The 1,873-nt window shown below is 49.1% G+C and carries 3 protein-coding genes; all 3 read left to right on the forward strand.

Annotated elements, in window-relative coordinates; translation table 11 throughout:
- A partial coding sequence (gene nusG / locus H6S82_RS31305) for a transcription termination/antitermination protein NusG (RefSeq protein ID WP_191057343.1) occupies positions 1-483 on the forward strand: 483 nt, incomplete at its 5' end.
- 7 nt (positions 484-490) lie between these two features.
- A complete protein-coding gene (gene rplK, locus H6S82_RS31310) occupies positions 491-916 on the forward strand; it encodes a 50S ribosomal protein L11 (RefSeq protein ID WP_190461219.1) in 426 nt (141 codons plus the stop codon).
- Between the two features lie 132 nt (positions 917-1,048).
- The gene (gene rplA / locus H6S82_RS31315) at positions 1,049-1,762 is read left to right on the forward strand and encodes a 50S ribosomal protein L1 (protein ID WP_190461221.1); all 714 of its coding nucleotides are present in this window, start codon (positions 1,049-1,051) and stop codon (positions 1,760-1,762) included.
- Positions 1,763-1,873 lie beyond the last annotated feature (111 nt).

Below are 1,873 nucleotides of genomic sequence, written 5' to 3' on the forward strand. Positions count from 1 at the left end.
ACTCTGGATGTGGCCGATCGCATTTTACAAGTAGAAATTCCGCAAACACCTGCCGTAAAAATTCGCAAAGACGGCAGCAGACAACATGGCGAAGAAAAAGTTTTCCCCGGCTACGTACTTGTCCAGATGATCATGGACGATGAAAGTTGGCAGGTTGTCAAAAATACGCCAAATGTGATTAATTTTGTAGGGGCTGAACAAAAACGCCGCTACGGACGTGGCCGGGGTCACGTCAAACCAGTGCCGCTGAGTCAAGCAGAAGTAGAAAGAATCTTTAAGCAAACTCGCGAGCAAGAGCCAGTCGTCAAAATCGATATGGCTGTGGGTGACAGAATCCTCGTGCTTTCAGGGCCCTTCAAAGACTTTGAAGGAGAGGTGATTGAAGTAAGTCCCGAACGTAGCAAGCTCAAAGCATTACTTTCGATCTTTGGGCGCGATACGCCAGTGGAATTGGAGTTCAATCAGGTTCAAAAACAGAGCTAAAGAATAAATGGCCAAAAAAGTTGTTGCAATAATTAAGTTGGCCTTGCCAGCAGGAAAGGCCAACCCAGCCCCGCCTGTCGGCCCAGCACTGGGTCAGCATGGGGTGAATATTATGGCGTTTTGTAAGGAATACAACGCCAGAACATCGGATCAAGCTGGAATGGTGGTACCCGTAGAAATTTCCGTCTACGAGGATCGCAGTTTCACGTTTGTGCTGAAAACTCCTCCAGCTTCGGTTTTGATCACCAAGGCGGCTGGAGTTGAGAAAGGTTCGGATCAACCCAACCGCAAGAAAGTCGGTTCGATTACGCGGGCGCAATTGAGAGAAATTGCCCAAACTAAATTGCCTGACCTCAATGCTAATGACATTGATGCAGCGATGAAAATTGTGGAAGGAACCGCTCGCAATATGGGTGTCACAGTTACAGATTAGTTGTAGCTGAGGCAAAATAATTCTGAATTCACTTGGCAATTCAGCATAAATCCCAAAATCCAAAATCCAAAATCCAAAATTGATCGGGGGAGAAGCGATTGGCTTCGCCATCAACCCCAGGAGAGATAAAGAATGAAGAAAGAATCGCGCAGAATGCAAGAACTGCGTAAGAAAGTGGAAGAGCGGCCTTATCAGCCGTTAGAAGCGTTAAATTTGTTAAAGGAAACGGCCACGGCTAAGTTTCCCGAATCGGCAGAAGCTCACATCCGGTTGGGAATTGACCCGAAGTACGCCGATCAACAATTGCGGACAACGGTAGTGCTACCCAAAGGAACTGGACAGACAGTACGGGTGGCAGTAATTGCTCGCGGGGAAAAAGTAACCGAAGCAAGTAATGCAGGTGCAGATGTGGTTGGCTCAGAGGAGCTGATCGACGAAATCCAAAAAGGCAGAATGGATTTTGATAAGCTAATCGCAACGCCAGATGTGATGCCGCAGGTGGCAAAGCTGGGTAAGTTGCTGGGCCCACGCGGATTGATGCCGTCGCCCAAGGGGGGTACGGTAACTTTCGATCTGGGGGCAGCGATCGCAGAGTTCAAAGCTGGTAAACTAGAATTCCGGGCAGACCGAACAGGGATTGTTCACATTCTGTTCGGCAAGGCATCTTTCTCAGCCGATGATTTGCTGGTGAATCTGAAGGCATTGCAAGAAACCATCGATCGCAACCGTCCTTCTGGCGCTAAAGGCCGCTACTGGCGCACTATGTATGTGTCTGCCACAATGGGGCCTTCGATTGAAGTCGATATTAGCGGCTTGCGCGATTTGAAGATGACAGAAGCAGCGTAGAACCAGGGTCTAGGGGTTAGGGATTAGGGGTTAGGGAAGAGGGAGAGGGAAGAGGGAAGCGGGAAGAGGGAAAATATTAATTCTTCCACTCCCCCGCTCCCCCACTCCCCC

The sequence above is a fragment of the Planktothrix sp. FACHB-1355 genome (assembly GCF_014748295.1).
Classification (GTDB): domain Bacteria; phylum Cyanobacteriota; class Cyanobacteriia; order Cyanobacteriales; family Aerosakkonemataceae; genus Aerosakkonema; species Aerosakkonema funiforme_A.

Coding starts and splice junctions, on each gene's coding strand:
- rplK (WP_190461219.1), top strand. CDS start 491: ATGGCCAAAAAAGTTGTTGCAATAATTAAGTTGGCCTTGCCAGCAGGA.
- rplA (WP_190461221.1), top strand. CDS start 1,049: ATGAAGAAAGAATCGCGCAGAATGCAAGAACTGCGTAAGAAAGTGGAA.